This window comes from Pseudomonas sp. NPDC090203 (genome assembly GCF_044746765.1).
Lineage (GTDB): Bacteria > Pseudomonadota > Gammaproteobacteria > Pseudomonadales > Pseudomonadaceae > Aquipseudomonas > Aquipseudomonas putida_AD.
The window spans coordinates 504,735-523,820 of sequence record NZ_JBIVCV010000002.1; the positions used below are offsets into that span (position 1 = coordinate 504,735).

At 62.5% G+C, this 19,086-nt stretch carries 12 protein-coding genes; 5 read left to right on the forward strand and 7 right to left on the reverse strand.

Annotated features, from left to right (window positions below; genetic code table 11):
- Positions 1-749: 749 nt before the first annotated feature.
- Positions 750-4,703 carry a trifunctional transcriptional regulator/proline dehydrogenase/L-glutamate gamma-semialdehyde dehydrogenase gene (gene putA, locus ACIPO9_RS05130; protein WP_400779156.1) on the reverse strand — a complete coding sequence of 1,318 codons (3,954 nt, stop codon included), beginning with the start codon at positions 4,701-4,703 and terminating at the stop codon, positions 750-752.
- 343 nt (positions 4,704-5,046) lie between these two features.
- Between putA and putP the strand changes: the two genes are divergently transcribed.
- Positions 5,047-6,531, forward strand: coding sequence for a sodium/proline symporter PutP (gene putP / locus ACIPO9_RS05135; RefSeq protein WP_400779158.1), 1,485 nt, complete (start codon positions 5,047-5,049; stop codon positions 6,529-6,531).
- 162 nt (positions 6,532-6,693) lie between these two features.
- Here putP and ACIPO9_RS05140 read toward each other — a convergent pair whose 3' ends face one another.
- Positions 6,694-7,365, reverse strand: a complete 672-nt coding sequence (locus tag ACIPO9_RS05140; protein WP_400779159.1) for a polysaccharide lyase family 7 protein — start codon at positions 7,363-7,365, stop codon at positions 6,694-6,696.
- A 318-nt stretch (positions 7,366-7,683) separates the two neighbouring features.
- Here ACIPO9_RS05140 and ACIPO9_RS05145 point away from each other — a divergent pair, with 318 nt between their 5' ends.
- From ACIPO9_RS05145 to ACIPO9_RS05155, 3 genes are all read left to right on the forward strand, one after another.
- Positions 7,684-9,825, forward strand: coding sequence for a putative bifunctional diguanylate cyclase/phosphodiesterase (locus ACIPO9_RS05145; RefSeq protein ID WP_400779161.1), 2,142 nt, complete (start codon positions 7,684-7,686; stop codon positions 9,823-9,825).
- 39 nt (positions 9,826-9,864) lie between these two features.
- A complete protein-coding gene (locus ACIPO9_RS05150; protein WP_274131771.1) occupies positions 9,865-10,374 on the forward strand; it encodes a YgjP-like metallopeptidase domain-containing protein in 510 nt (169 codons plus the stop codon).
- A 150-nt stretch (positions 10,375-10,524) separates the two neighbouring features.
- Positions 10,525-10,821, forward strand: coding sequence for a helix-turn-helix domain-containing protein (locus ACIPO9_RS05155; protein ID WP_400779163.1), 297 nt, complete (start codon positions 10,525-10,527; stop codon positions 10,819-10,821).
- A gap of 1 nt (position 10,822) precedes the next feature.
- Here ACIPO9_RS05155 and ACIPO9_RS05160 read toward each other — a convergent pair whose 3' ends face one another.
- Complete coding sequence (locus ACIPO9_RS05160) at positions 10,823-11,281, reverse strand: GNAT family N-acetyltransferase (RefSeq protein ID WP_400605706.1); 459 nt, start codon at positions 11,279-11,281, stop codon at positions 10,823-10,825.
- Positions 11,282-11,566: 285 nt separating this feature from the next.
- Between ACIPO9_RS05160 and ACIPO9_RS05165 the strand changes: the two genes are divergently transcribed.
- Entirely contained in the window at positions 11,567-12,304 is a 738-nt protein-coding gene (locus ACIPO9_RS05165; RefSeq protein WP_274131767.1) for an ABC transporter substrate-binding protein, read from the forward strand.
- Here ACIPO9_RS05165 and yccS read toward each other — a convergent pair.
- From yccS to mdtD, 4 genes are all read right to left on the reverse strand, one after another.
- Positions 12,285-14,492 (reverse strand): YccS family putative transporter, encoded by a 2,208-nt coding sequence (yccS, locus tag ACIPO9_RS05170; RefSeq protein ID WP_400779165.1) that lies wholly within the window; start codon positions 14,490-14,492, stop codon positions 12,285-12,287. The genes ACIPO9_RS05165 and yccS overlap by 20 nt on opposite strands.
- A gap of 223 nt (positions 14,493-14,715) precedes the next feature.
- Positions 14,716-15,894, reverse strand: a complete 1,179-nt coding sequence (locus ACIPO9_RS05175) for an NAD(P)/FAD-dependent oxidoreductase (RefSeq protein WP_400779167.1) — start codon at positions 15,892-15,894, stop codon at positions 14,716-14,718.
- A 145-nt stretch (positions 15,895-16,039) separates the two neighbouring features.
- Positions 16,040-17,419, reverse strand: coding sequence for an ATP-dependent RNA helicase DbpA (gene dbpA, locus ACIPO9_RS05180; protein ID WP_274131761.1), 1,380 nt, complete (start codon positions 17,417-17,419; stop codon positions 16,040-16,042).
- A 206-nt stretch (positions 17,420-17,625) separates the two neighbouring features.
- Positions 17,626-19,068 carry a multidrug transporter subunit MdtD gene (mdtD, locus tag ACIPO9_RS05185; protein WP_400779168.1) on the reverse strand — a complete coding sequence of 481 codons (1,443 nt, stop codon included), beginning with the start codon at positions 19,066-19,068 and terminating at the stop codon, positions 17,626-17,628.
- Between the last annotated feature and the right edge of the window lie 18 nt (positions 19,069-19,086).

Consider the following 19,086-nt stretch of genomic DNA (forward strand, 5'->3'; position numbering starts at 1 on the left):
ACCTGTAGCAGCACGGCTTGCCGGCGGGGGCGATTTGAGGGCGCTGTCGCCGGCAAGCCGGACTGCTGCGGTGGGTGGGGTTGGGCGCAAATGGTCGAACGTCCGCAGAACCTGTAGGAGTGAGCTTGCTCGCGATTGCGTCAACACATATTCCGCAATGGCGTCTGACCCAACGCAATCGCGGGCAAGCGCGCTCCCACAGCGATCGGGGCCGATTGTCTATCTGAGTATGGCTTGGAGGCGGGGGCGATTTTGAGGGTGGTCCCGCCGGCAAGCCGTGCTGCTACGGTGGGTGGGGTTGGGCGCAAATGGTCGAAGCGCCGCAGAGCGTGTAGGAGCGCGCTTGCCCGCGATTGCGTCGGGGCAGACAACGCAGGGGTATTTGACCTGGCCCTGTCGCGGGCAAGCGCGCTCCTACAGAGGTTGAGGTAGATGATCCGTAGCAGCACGGCTCGCCGGCGGGGGCGATTTTGAGGGTGGCCCCGCCGGCAAGCCGGACTGCTACGGTGGGTGGGGTTGGGCGCGAATGGTCGAAGCGCCGCAGGGTGTGTAGGAGCGCGCTTGCCGGCGATTGCGTCGGGGCGGACAACGCAGGGGACCTGACCTGGCCCTGTCGCGGGCAAGCGCGCTCCTACAGAGGTTGGTTTAGGTCACCTGTAGGAGCACGGCTCGCCGGCGGGGGCGATTTTGTGGGCGCTGTCGCCGGCAAGCCGGACTGCTACGGTGTTATTGCGTTTTATCGGGGGGGGTTAGCCAATCGTCATCAGGCTTGCGTTACCACCTGCTGCCGCGGTGTTTACGCTCAGCGCGCGTTCGATCACCAGGCGTTCCAGCGCGATGCTGGTTTCGCCTTTGGACAGGCCGTGCACACCCACGATGGCGCCGTTGCGTTGGGCGACTTGCTCGCAGATGACGCGCAACTGGTCGGAGTCGCCGTGGTGCAGTACGGCTTCGATCAGTACGTCGTCCTTGTTCCAGTCGCCTACCAGCTTGATCCGCGCCTGAACTTCTTTTGGCAGGCGTTTGAACAGCGGTTTGCTCAGCTCGTTGTCCGGCACGATGGCAGTGCTGCCAACCGCCAGGACCGCAGCCAGTTGCGTCAGCAAGTCGGCCTCATCTTCTGCCAGGCACAGCACGTGCTCGCGGGGCAAGATGCTGTAGCTGTTGCGCTCGCCGGTCGGGCCTGCCAGCTGGCGAGTGACGCCGCTTTGCGATTGCTCGGCGAACTGCGAGATCACCGCCTCCAGATCCGCCAGTTGCTGGCTCGCAGCCCAGGCTTGCAGGGCGGTCAGTGGCTTGAGCAGCACGTCGCGCATGCGGGTGTCCGGTGTAGTCCCGGCTTCACGCAGCGCGAAGGATTTCTGCACGGCATCGGCAGGGCGCGTCGACAGCAGACGATACAGGTACAGCGGGCCACCGGCTTTCGGGCCGGTCCCCGACAGGCCTTCGCCGCCGAACGGTTGCACCCCGACCACCGCACCCACGATGTTGCGGTTGACGTACATGTTGCCCGCGTTCACCGAGTCGATCACCTTGGCGATGGTCTCGTCGATGCGGGTGTGTACACCCAGGGTCAGGCCGTAGCCCGACGCATTGATCTGGGCGATCAACTGATCCAGTTCCTTGCGCTTGTAGCGCACCACGTGCAGGACCGGGCCGAAGATTTCACGCTGCAGCTCGTCGAAGCTTTCCAGCTCGATCAGGGTCGGCATCACGAAGGTGCCGCGCTTGATTTCGTCGCTGTCGGCGATGGCGACCTGGTAAACGTTACGGCCTTTGTCGCGCATGGCCTGAATGTGTTTCTCGATGCCTGCCTTGGCTTCGGCGTCGATCACCGGGCCGATGTCCACGGACAGGCGCTCAGGGTTACCCAGGCGGCTTTCGGCCATGGCGCCCTTGAGCATTTCGATGACACGGTCGGCGGAATCTTCCTGCAAGCACAGTACGCGCAGGGCTGAGCAGCGCTGACCGGCGCTGTCGAACGCCGAGGACACCACGTCGATGACCACTTGTTCGGTCAGCGCCGAGGAGTCGACGATCATTGCGTTCTGGCCACCAGTTTCGGCGATCAGCGGAATCGGACGGCCTTGAGAATCCAGGCGACCGGCGATGTTGCGTTGCAGTAGGCGGGCGACTTCGGTGGAGCCGGTGAACATCACGCCCTTGACGCGATCATCGCCGACCAGGCGCGCACCGACGGTCTCGCCACGGCCGGGCAACAGTTGCACCACGCCTTCGGGGATACCGGCTTCGAGCAGGAAACGCACGGCCTGGGCAGCGACGAGCGGGGTCTGTTCGGCAGGCTTGGCCAGGACCGGGTTGCCCGCAGCCAGTGCCGCAGCCACCTGGCCGCTAAAGATGGCCAGCGGGAAGTTCCACGGGCTGATGCACACCACAGGGCCCAGCGGGCGATGGGCGTCGTTGCTGAAATCGTTGCGCGCCTGCACGGCGTAGTAGCGCAGGAAGTCCACGGCTTCGCGCACTTCGGCGATGGCGTTGGCGTAGGTCTTGCCGGCTTCGCGGGCCAGCAGGCCCATCAGCGGCTGGATGTCGGCTTCCATCAGGTCGGCGGCACGCTCCAGGATCGCGGCGCGCTCTGCAGGCGGCGTGGCTTGCCAGATCGGACCGGCACTCAGTGCGCCGAGCAGGGCGTTGTCGACGTCTTCGATGCTGGCTTCCTGCACATGACCGACCACATCACGCAGGTCGGACGGGTTCAGCACCGGGGTTTCAGCGCCCGCACTGACCGGGTGCGCCAGCATCGGCAGGGCTTTCCAGTCGTTGTGGGCGGTGGCCAGCAGGGCCGAGGACAGCGACGCCAGACGGTGTTCGTTGGCCATATCGATGCCCGCCGAGTTGGCGCGCTCGCTGCCATACAGGTCACGCGGCAATGGAATGCGCGGATGCGGCAGGCCGAAACCGCCTTCCTGGGTGGCCATGCGCTCGATGCTGGACACCGGATCGGCCACCAGTTCCTGGATGGAGATCGACTGGTCGGCGATTCGGTTGACGAACGAGGTGTTGGCGCCGTTTTCCAGCAGGCGACGCACCAGGTAGGCCAACAGCGTTTCGTGGGTGCCGACCGGAGCGTACACACGGCACGGACGGTTCAGCTTGCCATCGGCGACTTTGCCTACAACCTGCTCGTACAAAGGCTCGCCCATGCCGTGGAGGCACTGGAATTCGTACTGGCCGGGGTAATAGTTCTGACCGGCAATGTGGTAGATAGCCGACAGCGTGTGGGCGTTGTGAGTCGCGAACTGCGGGTAGATGACTTCCGGCACCGACAGCAGTTTGCGAGCACAGGCGATGTAGGAAACGTCGGTGTACACCTTGCGGGTGTAGACCGGATAGCCCTCCAGGCCTTCGACCTGGGCGCGCTTGATCTCGCTGTCCCAGTAGGCGCCTTTCACCAGGCGAATCATCAGGCGGTGACGGCTGCGACGAGCCAGGTCGATGACGTAGTCGATCACGTACGGGCAGCGCTTCTGGTAGGCCTGGATCACGAAGCCGATGCCGTTCCAGCCCGCCAGTTGCGGTTCGAAACACAGGCGTTCGAGCAGGTCCAGCGACAGCTCCAGGCGGTCGGCCTCTTCGGCGTCGATGTTCAGGCCGATGTCGTACTGCTTGGCCAGCAGGGTCAGCGACAGCAGGCGTGGATACAGCTCTTCCATGACGCGCTCGTACTGGGCGCGGCTGTAGCGCGGGTGCAGTGCCGACAGCTTGATGGAAATGCCCGGACCTTCGTAGATCCCACGGCCGTGGGAGGCTTTGCCGATGGAGTGGATGGCTTGTTCGTACGAGGCCAGGTATTTCTGTGCGTCGTGCTCGGTCAGTGCGGCTTCGCCGAGCATGTCGTAGGAGTAGCGGAAACCTTTGGATTCAAACTTGCTGGCGTTGGCCAGGGCTTCGGCAATGGTTTCGCCGGTCACGAATTGCTCGCCCATCAGGCGCATGGCCATGTCGACGCCCTTGCGGATCATCGGCTCGCCGGACTTGCCGATGATGCGGCTCAGTGAAGAGGTCAGGCCCGCCTCGTTGTGGGTGCTGACCAGTTTGCCGGTCAGCAGCAGGCCCCAGGTGGCGGCGTTGACGAACAGCGATGGGCTGTTGCCCAGGTGCGGTTGCCAGTTGCCGGTGCTGATCTTGTCGCGGATCAGGGCATCGCGGGTGCCTTTGTCCGGGATGCGCAGCAGCGCTTCGGCCAGGCACATCAGCGCCACGCCTTCCTGGGACGACAATGAGAATTCCTGCAGCAGGCCCTGCACGATGCCGGCACGGCCACCGGCGCTCTTCTGGTTGCGCAGTTTTTCGGCAATGGAGGCGGCCAGTTTATGAGTGGCGTCGGCCATCGGCTGGGCCAGACGAGCCTGTTCCAGCAGCATCGGCACCACTTCGGGTTCCGGGCGGCGGTAGGCGGAAGTGATCGCGGCGCGCAGCACCGACTGCGGCAGGATGCTTTCGGCGAATTCGAGGAACGCCTGGTGGCCATTGTCGGCCGGCAGGTCGCCCTGATCGTCGGAATCCTTGCCGGTCAGGCCATTGAGGTCGTTGAGGGTTGCACCACTCTCGAGCTTTTCCAGGTAATTGAAGATTGCCTGCTTGATGAGCCAGTGCGGGGTCCTGTCAATGGACTGCGCAGCTGCCTTCAAACGCTCGCGGGTCGGGTCGTCGAGTTTGACGCCCAGAGTAGTGGTGGCCATTTCTTGTCCTCATAGGAGCCACTGTTCGCGTGGCTATCGTTGCCGCCAAGATTATCTGCGCATCGGACGGGGTGCAACCGGGTGCAACCTGTTTTTTCCGAATATTTCAGAAAGCGTCACGCATGCCCCGAAGTGGGGCGAAGGCCCCCAGTAATCAGGCGTTGCGGCGTGCTGCGGCGCTTTTCCGAAAGCCTAATAAAACCAGTTGGTTACATTTTTTGTCCATTCGGGTGCAACTGATTCTCATCTTCTGGTTGCGCCTGGGTTGCCATTCTGTCTAGCATGCGCGCCCTTGGTGCAACCCGTTGCCCCCTGCCATAAAAATATAAAGCATGGACACCCAATGAGCGTCAGTAACCCAACCCTGATCACCTTCGTGATCTACATCGCGGCAATGGTCCTGATCGGACTGATGGCCTATCGATCCACCAATAACCTCTCGGACTACATCCTCGGCGGCCGCAGCCTGGGCAGCGTCGTCACTGCGTTGTCGGCGGGTGCCTCCGACATGAGCGGCTGGCTGCTGATGGGCTTGCCCGGCGCAATCTACATGTCCGGCCTGTCGGAAAGCTGGATCGCCATCGGCCTGATCGTCGGTGCCTACCTGAACTGGCTGTTCGTGGCGGGGCGCCTGCGGGTGCAGACCGAGCATAACGGTGACGCGCTGACGCTGCCGGATTACTTTTCCAGCCGTTTCGAGGACAACAGCGGTCTGTTGCGGGTGATTTCGGCGATCGTGATCCTGGTGTTCTTCACCATCTACTGCGCTTCGGGCATCGTCGCAGGCGCGCGCCTGTTCGAAAGCACCTTTGGCATGTCCTACGAGTCGGCCCTGTGGGCGGGCGCTGCGGCGACCATTGCCTACACCTTCATCGGCGGTTTCCTGGCCGTAAGCTGGACGGATACCGTACAGGCCACCCTGATGATTTTCGCGCTGATTCTCACGCCGATCATCGTCCTGCTGGCCACCGGAGGCGTCGACACCACGTTCCTGGCCATCGAAGCGAAAGATCCGGCCAACTTCGACATGCTCAAGAACACCACCTTCATCGGCATCATTTCGCTGATGGGCTGGGGCCTGGGCTACTTCGGCCAGCCGCATATCCTGGCGCGCTTCATGGCGGCGGATTCGGTCAAGTCGATTGCCAACGCCCGCCGTATCTCCATGACCTGGATGATCCTGTGCCTGGGCGGCACTGTGGCGGTGGGCTTCTTCGGGATCGCCTACTTCTCGGCGCACCCGGACATGGCGGTTCCGGTAACCGAAAACCATGAGCGGGTGTTTATTGAGCTGGCGAAGATCCTGTTCAACCCGTGGATCGCTGGCGTATTGCTGTCAGCCATTCTGGCGGCGGTCATGAGTACCCTGAGCTGCCAGTTGCTGGTGTGCTCCAGTGCCCTGACCGAGGACTTCTACAAGGCCTTCCTGCGCAAAGGCGCTTCGCAGCTTGAGCTGGTCTGGGTGGGCCGGGCGATGGTGTTGCTGGTGGCGCTGATCGCCATTGCGCTGGCCGCCAACCCGGAAAACCGCGTGCTGGGCCTGGTGAGCTACGCCTGGGCTGGCTTCGGTGCAGCGTTCGGGCCGGTGGTGCTGATTTCCGTGATCTGGAAAGGCATGACCCGCAACGGTGCCCTGGCCGGGATTCTGGTGGGTGCGATCACGGTGGTGCTGTGGAAGCATTTCGAACTGCTGGGGCTGTACGAAATCATTCCGGGCTTCATCTTCGCCAGCATTGCCATCGTGGTGTTCAGCCTGATGGGCAAAGGGCCGACGCCGGGTATGCAGGCGCGATTCGAAGCGGCTGAGAAAGAGTACAAGGCGGCGTAAAAACCTGCCTATAAAGGATAGCCCGCGCTTCGCAAGGAGCGCGGGCTTTTTTCTTTGCTGTAGGAGCGCGCTTGCCCGCGATTACGGTGTGTCAGATATCCATGAGTGGCCTGACACACTGCCATCGCGGGCAAGCGCGCTCCTACGGGGCATGAGGTGTTTTCAGGTCTTGCGGTGGTCGATATCCAGGTTGAAAAACATCGTCTTTCCGCCTTCGCTGGTATACCCGGTGTTGTCCTGGGTGTACACGCCGGCTTTGAAATACAGCTGTTCTTTGCTCCAGGTCGCGCTGATGCGGTCGTACCAGGCCATGTTCCCTGCCTTGACGGTCAACAAGCCGGCCTTGTTCAGGTGGATTTCGTAATTGAAGGTTTCATTGAGGGGGATGCCCTCGGCCACGGTAAAAATCCGCGCTTTCTTGTCGGTGGGATGAAATCGCACCTTGGCCACAATGGCGCCGTCCTTGGTGGCGTCGCGGTACTGGTATTCGATCTTCAGCAGTGGCTGGGTGCTTTCGTAGACGTGAATCTGGCCGATCACCACGCGCCCCGAGGAGGGCACCTGCAGCACCTTGAGCTTGGCATTGAGGAAATTGTCGGCGTCGGTGTAGGACCAGTTGCGCAGGGTGCCGTCAGAGAAGGTTTCGCGAAGTTCCGTACGCGGGTAGATGGCGTTGGCAGTCTTGGCGCCGGTGACCGGAGCCCAGAAAGTGACGTTCGACGAGCCGGATTTGAAATATTTGTCGTCGTATCCCTGGACGAGCTTCTTCGTTTCGATGGTAGCGGGGGGCGAGCCCACTGGAATGCTCAGATTCCACGATCCCAGATCAATCATTGTGTATGCTGTCCGATATGTCTCATTGCCAGTAAACGTGTCTGGCGCAAGGGTTTCAGGGGTGCTCCTTATACGTATGGGGGCCTGCTTTGTTAATGTGATTCCGTCGAACGGATACAGTCAAAAGGCCGCTATTTCCTCGCTCTATCCGTTTGGGTGGGGCTGTTAGAGGAGATACCGTTAGTCGGCTTGTGTATTATTTAGAGATGGCATAACGGTGGCGCTGCTTCTCTTTTCCGCATTCGGGGCTAGAGTAAAGGCGATCCGATTCACGGGCGGAGCCCTTTCACCAGGCAGTAACGTGAAATGAGTAGCAGCATGGAATGCGTGCAACCACAGCCACCTAATGGCAAATCAGTCCTGTTGGTAGTCGATGACTACCCTGAAAACCTGGTCACGATGCGTGCGGTCCTGCAACGACAGGACTGGGAAATCGTCACGGCCAGTTCGGGTATGGAAGCCCTGGGGCTGCTTCTGGATGTCGATGTCGACATCGTCCTGCTCGACGTACAGATGCCCGAGATGGACGGCTTCGAAGTCGCGCGGCTGATGCGCGGCAGCCAGCGAACCCGGCTGACCCCGATCATCTTCCTGACCGCCAACGAGCAGTCTCGCGATGCCGTGCACAAGGGCTACGCCAGCGGCGCGGTGGACTACCTGTTCAAACCGTTCGACCCCAACGTCCTCAAGCCCAAGGTTCAGGCGCTGCTGGAGCATCAGCAGAATCGCCGCGCCCTGCAGAAACTCAGCCGTGAGCTTGAGTCGGCGCGGGCGTTCAACGCCTCGGTGCTGGCCAATGTGGCCGAGGGCATTCTGGTGGTCGGCGAAGATGGCAACATCAGTTTTGCCAACCCCGCGATCTGCCGGCTGCTGGGCATGACCGACGGCGAGCTGCGCGGCACCTCGCTGTGCGGCTACCTGCAAGAACCCTACGTCAGCGAATGGATGGACTCGGGGTTCTATCACCACTATCGCCGCGCCGACACTTATCGCGTGCACGACGCGATCCTGCGCACGCCGGAAGGCCGCCAGGTGCCGGTTGCGCTGTCCTGCGCGCCGTTGCCCGAAGAACAGAAAGCCATGGTGTTGAGCGTGCTCGACATGTCGGTGGTGCGCGACCTGTACCGCCAGCTCGAACATCAGGCCGTGACCGATTCGCTGACCGGGCTGCTCAATCGCCGTGGTTTCTACCAGACTGTCGAAGGCATGCTGTCGCGCAACGAGCACGCCGGAAAATACCTGGTGGTGCTCTATCTGGATCTGGACGGCTTCAAGCACGTCAATGATTCGCTGGGGCACGACGCCGGCGATCAGGTGCTGGTCTGGGTCGCTGAGCAGCTCAAGGAATGTCTGCGCCCCTACGACGTATTGGCGCGCATGGGTGGCGACGAGTTCGTGGTGGTCATCGACGGCCTGGACTTCCCCGAGCACGCGGCCAAGGTCGCGGAGAAACTCATCGAGCGCGTCTCGGCCCGGCGTCACGTCGACGGAATCGAGGCGACTCTTGGCGCCAGTATCGGTATTGCGGTGTATCCCGATTGCGGCACCAACCTGGATGGCCTGTTGCGCGCAGCCGACATCGCCATGTACGAGGCCAAACGGGCGGGGCGCCAGCAATATCGCTTCTATGACCAATACATGAACGGTCGCGCACGTTCGCGCCTGATGCTCGAAGAAAGTGTGCGCACGGCCATCGAGGGCAAGGATTTTTCCATCGTCTATCAGCCACAGATCAACGTGGTCACCGGCTGCACTCGCGGCTTCGAGGCGCTGTTGCGCTGGAATCACCCGGACGCCGGCGACGTGCCGTCGAGCCTGTTCATTCCGCTGCTGGAAGAGACACGTCTGATCAACAAGCTCGGCAGCTGGATTTTCGAGCAGGGGGCCGCGCAGCGCAAACGCTGGCAGGACGTGTTCCCCGATGATCTGGTCATGAGTGTCAGCGTAAGTCCTGCGCAGTTCAGCATGCCCAACCTGGCGGCGGAGCTTTCACGGGCCATTCACCTGCACGGCCTGAAGCCTCGGCAACTGGAGGTCGAGATCACCGAGCCGTCGCTGGTGCATAACCTGGTGCACAGCCGCAAACAGCTCCAGCAACTGCATGACATTGGCGTGCGGGTCTCGCTGGATGACTTCGGCGCGGGGGACAGCTCCCTGGCGCACTTGCGCAACCTGGATCTTGATACGCTCAAGCTCGACCGGCATTTCATCGGTGGCATGATGAGTTCGCCAAGGGACCTGGCGGTGGCGCGCAGCATTATCGACATGTGCCGCTTGCTCAATATCGAAGTGATAGCCGAGGGTGTCGAAACGCTGGAGCAGTATCAGTGGCTGGTCGCAAACGGTTGCCAGATCATCCAGGGCTTTTTGCTGGCGCACCCGCAGACGCCGGACGACGCGCTGCGTTTCGTCGAGCCGACCGTGCTGCCGGGCAAAGATCCGCTGCTTGGCCATGATTGAAGCGCTAGACTGGCGCCTTTTCCGTTTCCTGACCTCACCATGACCGTTACCGCCGTCACGCCACTCAAGTACCTGCAGGCCTATCCGGCGTCGCTGCAGGATCAGGTTCGCCAGTTGATCGCCCAGGACAAGCTGGGCGCCTACCTGCAACAGCGCTATCCCGGGCGGCATGACGTACAGAGCGACAAGGCGCTGTACGCCTACGCCCTGGCCCTCAAGCAGGAACACCTGCGCAATGCGCCGACCATCGACAAGGTGCTGTTCGACAACCGCCTGGACCTCACGCACCGCGCGCTGGGGCTGCACACCACCGTGTCGCGGGTGCAGGGCGGCAAGCTCAAGGCCAAGAAAGAAATCCGCGTGGCGTCCCTGTTCAAGGATGCGGCACCGGAGTTTCTGAAGATGATCGTGGTGCACGAGCTTGCGCACTTCAAAGAGAGCGAGCACAACAAGGCGTTCTACAAATTGTGTGAGTACATGCAGCCCGGGTATCACCAGCTGGAGTTCGACCTGCGGGTGTACCTGACGTGGCGGGATATGCAGAATTAGAATCCGCCGCTGACCTGTAGGAGTGAGCTTGCTCGCGATTGCGGTGTGTCAGTCGATAGTGCAGCGTCTGGTAAACCGTAATCGCGAGCAAGCTCACTCCTACAGGGGCTGTATAACGACAATGCACTCTTCATCCACAAGGACCTGACGATGGATGTCAGCAAGACCAAGAGCAGCTTCTACCGGCGCCTGTACGTGGCGTATCTGATCGACAGCGAAATCGCCAGCAGCGTGCCGGCCCTGACCGACGTCACCGGCATGCCGCGGCGCACCGCCCAGGACACCATCGCGGCGCTGGCGGATCTGGATATCGTCTGTGAATTCGAGCAACAGGACGGCGGGCGCAATCATGCCGGCAGCTACCGGATCCGCGACTGGGGCGCCATCGACCGGCAGTGGATCGACGCGAACCTCTCGCGGATCAAGGCGGTGCTGGGGTATCCCTGACTCAGTCCAGGTCGCGGCGCATGCCGATGTGCGGGATGCCGTCCTCGACGTACACCTCGCCTGCGGGGTTGAAGCCGTAACGGCTGTAATAGCCTTGCAGGTGGGCCTGCGCCGACAGGTAGATCGGCTGGTCGGGCCAGTTGCGTTCGGCATGTTCCAGCGCCTGCACCATCAGTTCATGGCCCATGCCCTTGTTGCGCATGGAAGGGGCAGTCACCACCCGGCCAATGGTCACGTCACCGTCCTGCTGGATCGGGTCGAGCAGGCGCAGGTACGCGACCAGTTCATCGCCTTGCCAGGCCATCAGGTGGCGGGTATCGCCCACCAGGTCCTGGCCGTCGACGTCCTGGTACCAACATTTCTGTTCCACCACGAACACCTGCGCGCGCAGCTGCAAAATGGCGTACAACTGCTCTTTGGTCAGGGCGGTGTGGTGTTTGCAAATCCAGTTGATAGACATGAAGCCGGCTCACGAAAAAAAGTCCATGCCGGATACTAAACGCTTAATGCGCCAACCCCAAATCCACAGTCTGCCTTGAACAGCCGTAGGAGCGCGCTTGCCCGCGATTGCAGTGGACCAGACAGCGCAATGTTGCATGAAATACCGCGGTCGCGGGCTACAGGAGCAGGGGAGTTGTAATTCTTGAACTGCCGCACAAAGTTCATGTTCTTGTGAGTTGTGAAATCGACCGAACAGGTCTTCAATGAAGGCCAGTTGCCATCCGTTGCCTGAAGGATTCTGAGCATGTCGCGTTTGGTGCGAGCCGTGGTGCTGCTGGGAATGCTGCTGATCGCCCATGGCGCGGCGGCGCAGACACTCCGCCTGGTGGGTGATGCATGGGCGCCTTACGCCGATGTGTCGCTGCTTAACGACGGCCTCTCCACCGACCTGATTCGCACCGCACTGGGCCGCGCCGGCTACACCACCGAGTATGAACAGGTGCCGTGGGCGCGGGCGATTCATGGGGTGGGCGAGGGCCGCTATGACGTGCTGATCAACGCCTGGTACAGCGAAGATCGCGAGCAGATCGGTGAGTTTTCACAGGAGTACCTCGTCAACCGCCTGCGTTTTCTCAAGCGCAAGGAATCGACCGTCGATTATCAGAACCTCACCCAACTGCACCCGTACTCCATCGCGGTGGTGCGCAGCTATGCTTACTCGCCTGCGTTCGATAACGACACCAATCTGAAGAAAGTGCCGGTGGCGAGCTTCTCGACGGCAGTTCGGATGCTGGCGGCGGGCAGGGTCGAATTGACCGTCGAGGACGAATACGCGGCCAAGGTGGCGCTGGGGCGCGAGCCCGCCGAAGTCCGTGACAACGTCGAATTCCTGCCACGCTCACTCAGCGAAAACGGGCTGTTCATCCTCGTCAGCCTGAAAACCCCTGGCCACGACAAGATCGTGGCCGACTTCGACAAGGCCATCGCCGCGATGAAGGCCGACGGCAGCTACGACAAGCTGCTCAAGCTGCACGGTCTGTAATCTGCGGTTCTTTGACCGGGTCTTTGATCAGGTGTGCAGCGAGGGTGCGCAGCGGCCCGAGCTGGCGGCAGATCAGCGCAAGCTGGGTCTGCACAAGGCGCTGACCTTCGTCGATCTCCTCGGGCATCTGCTCCAGATCCACCGCCAGCGCCTCTTCGGCGTCACTTTGTACGGCCACCGCTTCACGGCTGGCCAGGCTCTGGGCGATTTCGTCGATGCTCGACGCCAACTGCGCCCCGGCGCCTTCGATCAACTGCTCGCGCACCTCGTCCGGAAGCTCGGTGCCCCGATGCGCGCCCAGGCCTGACAGGTAGCTGAGCAGCGTGTGGGAAAGCACCAGGAAGCGAAAGCCGACATCGGCCTCTTTGCGGAAATGCCCGGGCTCCATCAGCATGTTGGCCAAGGTGGTCGACAGGGCGGCGTCCGCGTTGTGGGCGTTGCGCCGGGCCAGGCGATAGGCGAGGTCGTCGCTCTTGCCGCGGGCGTACTGCTGCATGATCTGACGCAGGTAAATGCTGTTGCAGGTGAGCGTGTTGGCCAGCACCTTGTTCAGGCGCCGGCCTTGCCAGTCCGGCAGGAACAGGAACACCGCGAGGCCTGCGATCAGGCTGCCCAGCAGGGTGTCCATCAGGCGTGGCAGGAACAGGCCGTAACTGTTGCCCACCTGGTTGAAGCAGAACAGGATCATCACCGTGATCGCCGCCGTGGACAGGGTGTAGCGCGTGGTGCGGTTGACGAAGAACACCACCCCGGCCAGCACCGCGCACATCGATTGCAGAATCGGTGAGGTGACCAGGTCGAACAGAATCCAGCCCGCCGTCAGGCCGATGGCCGTACCGATGATCCGCTGCCCCAGCTTGCGCCGAGTGGCGCCGTAGCTGGGCTGGCAGACGAATACCGTGGTCAGGATGATCCAGTAGCCTTGGGAGGGATGGATCAGGTGCAGCATGATGTAGCCGACCACCAGGGCCAGAGGCAGGCGCAAGGCGTGACGGAACAACAGGGACGTCGGCGTGAGCTGCAGCCGCAGGCGGGTCCAGACATCCTTGAGGTTGCGCGGCGAGCGGTCCAGCAGGCTGCTGTCGGTGGCATCGGCCAGGGCGTCGGGGTTGCTGGCGTCGCTGAGCAGGCGGTCAAGGGTGGCGAGATTGTTGGCCAGCGCCCGCAACGAACGCAGCAGGCCGCGCCAGGCCGGGTTGCTCTGAATGCGCAGGTGCTCCAGGGACGCACGCAAATCATCCAGCGCGTGCGCGAAGCTGTCGTCGTAGACGAAGGGCTGACGCAGCTGGATCGACACAGACAGATCACGGCAGGCATTGCCCTGCTGGCGCAGCAGACGCTGGCAGCGGAACAGCACGTCGCTGTGGAAAAACGCCTCGGCCAGCGAGTTGTAGGGGTAGTGCGACGAGCTGGCGCGCTCGTGAATGTCCTGGGCCAGGAAGTACAGCTTCAGGTAGCGGCTGACCTTGGACCCGGGGCGACCGCTGCCGACCCGGTTGAGGATGATTTCCTTGGTCACGTTGAGCGCGGCGACCACCTTGCCGTTCTGCTTGGCCAGCTCCAGGCGCCGGGCCTCGACGTCCAGCGTGCGGATGGGTTCGAACAGCTCGGACTTGAGCTTGAGATACAAGCCCAGTTCGCGGAACAGCCGGGCGAGCGCCTGTTGCACCGGCTGGTTGGAAAACAGCATCTGCCACAGCACCGAGAGCAGGCCATACCAGGCCGCGCCCGCCACCAGCAGCATGGGTTCGTGCCAGAAATCGGTCACCTCGCCGCCGCGCTGGTCCACGCCGATCATGGTGTAGACCGAGAGAATCAGAGTGGCGTAGGCGATGGCGCCGTAGCGTTCGCCCAGGGCGCCGAGCATGGTCAGGCAGAATGCCGCGAGGGCGAAGGCGCAAATGAAGATGACGGGGTAGGGGAACAGCAGCTCGACCGACAGCGCGGCGATACTGAAGCACACCAGGGTCACGGCCAGCGCGTTGAGACGGCCCTGCCAACTGTCGTCGGTCTCGGCCAGGGCGCTGGCGATAATCCCCAGGAACAGCGGGATGACCAGCGACATTTCGTTCTGGTACCAGCACAGGGCCATGCTGCCGGTGAGTGCGATGAATACCCGCACGCTGTAGGAAAACTTGTCCAGCGCCCAGAGGCGGCGGAAGGTGTTACGCCACGATTTCGATGCCATGTACGCCGACGGCCTGTTCGCTAGTCAATCTGCACAGAGATATGTACAGCGCCTGATGAGCGCTGTACATCTGCTTAGCAAAATTTATTCCGTGCCGCGATCCTCTGCGCACCGAAATCGTAGGAGCGCGCTTGCCCGCGACGGCGGCGTGTCAGCCAACCCATCTGTCACAGGCACACCGCAGTCGCGGGCAAGCGCGCTCCTACAGAGTTTCGCCGCTGAATCAGACGTACTGCGCCGCCGCGTACGCCGAGGCCCAGGCCCACTGGAAGTTGAAGCCGCCCAGGTGCCCGCTGACGTCCAGCACTTCGCCAATGAAATACAGCCCCGGCGATTTCAGCGATTCCATGGTCTTGGATGACACTTCACGGGTATCGATGCCGCCCAGCGTCACTTCGGCGGTGCGATAGCCTTCGGTACCGGCCGGAACCACCTGCCAGCTCGCCAGTTTTTCGGCGATGTCGGCCAGTTCCGCGTGGGTGTACTGCTTCATTGGCTTGGACACGAACCATTGCTCGGCAATCAGGTTGGCCATCTTCTTGGTGAAGATCTCGCCGAGCAGGGTTTTCAGTTCGCTGTTGGGGCGCTGGGCCTGTTGTTCGGTCAGCCAGGCGTGGGCATCGTGGTCGGGCATCAGGTTGATTTCAACTGCGTCACCGGGATTCCAGAACGAGGAAATCTGCAGGATCGCCGGGCCGCTCAGGCCGCGGTGGGTGAACAGGATGTTCTCGCGGAAGCTGATCTCGTTGCAGCTCACCAGGCAGTCCACCGAAGTGCCGGTCAGCTCGGTGCACAGCTCTTTCAACTGGTCGGTAATGGTGAACGGCACAAGCCCTGCTCGGGTGGGCAGCAGGGTGTGACCGAACTGCTTGCCAACCTGATAGCCGAATCCTGTGGCGCCCAGCGTCGGAATCGACAGCCCGCCAGTGGCGATCACCAGCGACTGGCAACTGATGTCGCCCAGGGTGGTTTGCAACAGGTAGCCGGCGTCGGTCTTCTCGATGGTCTGCACCGAGGTGTCCATGTGCAGCGCGACGCCTGCGTCATCGCACTCGCTGAGCAGCAGGCCGAGGATGTCGCTGGACTTGTTGTCGCAGAACAGCTGGCCGAGTTTCTTCTCGTGGTACGGCACGCCGTGCTTGGCCACCAGTTCGATGAAATCCCACTGGGTGTAGCGGGCCAGTGCCGATTTGCAGAAGTGCGGGTTCTGCGAGAGGAAGTTTGCAGGCTCGGTGTACATGTTGGTGAAGTTGCAGCGACCGCCACCGGACATGAGGATTTTCTTGCCCGGCTTGTTGGCGTGATCGATCAGCATCACCTTGCGGCCACGATTGGCGGCGGTGAAGGCGCACATCAAACCGGCGGCGCCGGCGCCGATGATCACAACGTCAGTAACGGGCAAAGCGGTGTCCTCGGGGTATGAAGGGTATTGAGGCTGGACGTGTAGGAGCGCGCTTGCCCGCGACGGGGCAGGTCAGACACATCGAGGGCGTCTGGCACTACGTCGTCGCGGGCAAGCGCGCTCCTACAAGGGAAGGGCGGCGTGCTTAGAGAATCCGCACCCGCAACGACTTGCCCTTGATCTTGCCGTTGTTCAGACGCTCCAGCGCCTGTTTGGCGATGCTGCGCTCCACGGCCACGTAGGCCTGGAAGTCGAAGATCGCGATCTTGCCGACCTGGGTGCCGGGGATGCCCGCTTCGCCGGTCAGCGCGCCGAGGATGTCGCCCGGACGCAGTTTGTCCTTGCGGCCCGAACCGATGCACAGGGTGGTCATCGGCGGGAGCAGCTTGCCGCCTTCCTTGCGCTTGAGGTCGTCGATCTGCTGCCAGTTCAGCGAGGCTTTCTGCAGTTCTTCGATGGCGCGGGCGCGTTGGCTTTCGCCGGGTGCGACGAGGCTGACGGCAATCCCGGTTTCGCCTGCGCGACCGGTACGGCCGACGCGGTGGATGTGGATTTCCGAGTCCCGGGCCAGCTCGACGTTGATCACCATGTCCAGCGCGTCGATGTCCAGACCTCGGGCGGCAACGTCAGTGGCGACCAGCACCGAAGTACTGCGGTTGGCGAACATCGCCAGCACCTGGTCGCGGTCACGCTGCTCCAGATCACCGTGCAGGCCGACAGCCGACATGCCCTTGGCGGTCAGGTGATCGACCACTTCCTGCACCTGCTGCTTGGTGAAGCAGAACGCCACGCAGGACTGCGGACGGAAGTGGTCGAGGACCTTGACCACCGCTTCCAGGCGCTGCTCCGGAGAGATTTCGTAGAAGATCTGCTCGATCTGGCTGTCGGCGTGCAGCGCTTCGACCTTCACGGTCTGCGGGTCACGCATGAACTTGGACGCCAGTTGCTTGATGCCCACCGGGTACGTTGCCGAGAACAGCAGGGTCTGACGGCGCTCTGGGGTCTGCTGGATGATGTCTTCGATGGCGTCGTAGAAGCCCATGTCGAGCATGCGGTCGGCTTCGTCCAGCACCAGGGTGTTGAGGCCGTCGAGCACCAGCGAGCCTTTGCGCAAATGCTGCTGGATGCGCCCCGGCGTGCCGACGATGATGTGCGCGCCATGCTCCAGCGAGCCGATCTGCGGGCCGAACGGCACGCCGCCGCACAGGGTCAGCACCTTGATGTTGTCTTCGGAACGGGCCAGACGGCGGATTTCCTTGGCGACCTGATCCGCCAGCTCGCGGGTCGGGCACAGCACCAGGGCCTGGCAGCCGAAGTAGCGCGGGTTGATCGGATTGAGCAGGCCGACACCAAAGGCTGCGGTCTTGCCCGAGCCGGTCTTGGCCTGGGCGATGAGGTCCATGCCCTTGAGCATCACCGGCAGGCTCTGCGCCTGAATCGGCGTCATCTGGGCATAACCAAGGGACTCCAGGTTAGCCAGCATGGCGGCGGAAAGGGGCAATGAGTTGAACGCGGTGTTAGTCACAAGGGTGGCCTGCAAAACAAAATGTCGCGCAGTGTATCAGGTCGCAGCCCCTGTCTTGGGGCCGCGGGCGATAAATGGTTGGACTGACAGTTCCGGCGATACTCCCGTAGGAGCGCGCTTGCCCGCGACGGCGGTATGTCAGGCACCGTGGGCATGTCTGACATACCGCCGTCGCGGGCAAGCGCGCTCCTACAAAAGCAACAGCATTACGCTTCGATCTCGGGCTCGGTCTGGGGCTTGCGTGGCGGGTTTTCCGGGGGCATGCGCGGTGACAGTTGCAGGAAGATCGACGCGGCCAGCATCGCCAGCACGCCCACGCAAAGGAAGGTCATCTGGAACGCACCGAGCACGCTGCTGACTTCGCCGGTGGCGACGTCATCGGTAAAGCCGCCCAGCAACGCCGCCGCGCAGGCGACGCCCAGGCTCAGGGACAACTGCGCAACCACCGACAGCAGGCTGTTGCCGCTGGCGGCGCTGGCATCGTCCAGGTCGATCAGAGTCACGGCGTTCATGGCCGAGAACTGCAGTGAGTTGACCCCGCCGAGGAACGCCAGGTGTATCAGCAGCACCCAGTAAGGCGTGTCGGCATCGATCAGCGCCATGCTGGCCAGCAGCGCGCCCAGCAGCAGGGTGTTGCCGGTGAGCACGATGCGATAGCCCAGGCGTTCGATGGCCCGGGTCGCCAGCGGTTTGGCGAACATGGCCGCCAATGCCAGCGGGATCATGCTCATCCCGGCATGGGACGGCGAATACCCCAGCGCCACCTGCAGCATCAGCGGCACCAGAAACGGCAACGCGCCGCTGCCCAGGCGGGCGAACAGGTTGCCCATGATGCCCACCGCGAAACTGCGGGTACGAAACAGCGAAGCGGAAAACAGCGGCGACTCCACGTGCCCTGCGCGCAGCCAGTAGGCCGCCAGGCACGCCATGCCGCCGAACAGCAGCATCACCACGCGCAAATGTGGCAGGTGCAGTTCGCCCAGGCCTTCGAGGGCGATAGTGATGAGCACCATCGACGCGCCGAACAGCGTGAAGCCGACCAGATCGAACGGCGTACGGCCGCCGCCCTGCAGGTCCGGGATGAACTTGCGCACGGCAAAGCAGCCGAGGATGCCGACCGGGATGTTGATCAGGAAGATCCAGTGCCAACTGAGGATTTCCACCAGCCAGCCGCCCACGGTGGGGCCCATCAGCGGGCCGAGCAGGGCAGGCATGGTGATGAAACTGAGGATACGCACCAGCTCGGTTCGCGGGTAGGCGCGCAGCACGATCAGCCTGCCGACCGGCATCATCAATGCGCCGCCCAGGCCCTGGACCACTCGCGCCGCGACCAGCATGCCGAGGGAATTGGCCGCCGCGCAAAGCAGCGAGCCGAAGCTGAACAAGAGGATGGCGCTGAAGAAAATCCGCTTGATCCCGAAACGGTCGGAGATCCAGCCCGAGGCCGGGATCAGCAGGGCGATGGTCAGCATGTAGGCGATGATGACTGACTGCATGCGCAGCGGGTCTTCGGACAGCGAACGGGCCATGGACGGCAGCGCGGTATTGAGGATGGTGCCGTCCAGGCTTTGCATGAAAAACGCGATGGCGATCACCCAGGGCATCCAGCGCAGGGTGCGGGCGTCCAGTTGCGGCGTCGAGGTCGGCATGTGAGTCCTGGGTCCTTG

Excerpts from the sequence above, each read along its gene's own strand:
- ACIPO9_RS05155 (WP_400779163.1), top strand. The coding sequence starts at position 10,525 with ATGGATGTCAGCAAGACCAAGAGCAGCTTCTACCGGCGCCTGTACGTG.
- ACIPO9_RS05160 (WP_400605706.1), bottom strand. The coding sequence starts at position 11,281 with ATGTCTATCAACTGGATTTGCAAACACCACACCGCCCTGACCAAAGAG.
- yccS (WP_400779165.1), bottom strand. The coding sequence starts at position 14,492 with ATGGCATCGAAATCGTGGCGTAACACCTTCCGCCGCCTCTGGGCGCTG.
- ACIPO9_RS05150 (WP_274131771.1), top strand. The coding sequence starts at position 9,865 with ATGACCGTTACCGCCGTCACGCCACTCAAGTACCTGCAGGCCTATCCG.
- ACIPO9_RS05165 (WP_274131767.1), top strand. The coding sequence starts at position 11,567 with ATGTCGCGTTTGGTGCGAGCCGTGGTGCTGCTGGGAATGCTGCTGATC.
- ACIPO9_RS05140 (WP_400779159.1), bottom strand. The coding sequence starts at position 7,365 with ATGATTGATCTGGGATCGTGGAATCTGAGCATTCCAGTGGGCTCGCCC.
- ACIPO9_RS05145 (WP_400779161.1), top strand. The coding sequence starts at position 7,684 with ATGGAATGCGTGCAACCACAGCCACCTAATGGCAAATCAGTCCTGTTG.
- putP (WP_400779158.1), top strand. The coding sequence starts at position 5,047 with ATGAGCGTCAGTAACCCAACCCTGATCACCTTCGTGATCTACATCGCG.
- mdtD (WP_400779168.1), bottom strand. The coding sequence starts at position 19,068 with ATGCCGACCTCGACGCCGCAACTGGACGCCCGCACCCTGCGCTGGATG.
- putA (WP_400779156.1), bottom strand. The coding sequence starts at position 4,703 with ATGGCCACCACTACTCTGGGCGTCAAACTCGACGACCCGACCCGCGAG.